Below are 300 nucleotides of genomic sequence, written 5' to 3'. Positions count from 1 at the left end.
TTCAGCTTGCGGTGTCCAGCCAAACAGAAAAGCATTACGATCTACGCCGTTATATTCTGTAGCGACTGGTGGTAAATTAATAGAAGGACGAGTTTCCATTTTCTTTCTCCAAAATTGTGTTTTTTGTTTGTATTTAGGCTTTAGTAACCAATCAGGTGTAATACGTCGCGCAGAACGCTAAATCCTGCCAAATCCCACAACAAATAAGCGAGAAAACCAATAGCTGCTAAACGACCGTTCCATAATTCAGCTTGCGGTGTCCAGCCAAACAGAAAAGCATTACGATCTACGCCGTTATAT

General features: G+C 41.3%; 1 protein-coding gene and 1 pseudogene. Both read right to left on the bottom strand.

Annotated features, from left to right (window positions below; translation table 11 throughout):
* Positions 1 to 99 (bottom strand): annotated as a pseudogene (locus BV375_RS38500) (high light inducible protein); the annotation flags it as partial.
* A gap of 41 nt (positions 100 to 140) precedes the next feature.
* Positions 141 to 300 (bottom strand): high light inducible protein (locus tag BV375_RS38495; RefSeq protein ID WP_086768632.1); only part of this gene is annotated, 160 nt, incomplete at its 5' end.

Source organism: Nostoc sp. 106C (assembly GCF_002154725.1).
GTDB lineage: Bacteria > Cyanobacteriota > Cyanobacteriia > Cyanobacteriales > Nostocaceae > Aulosira.
The sequence above is the reverse complement of the archived record's forward strand: the minus strand, read 5'-3'. Positions and strand labels throughout refer to the sequence as shown.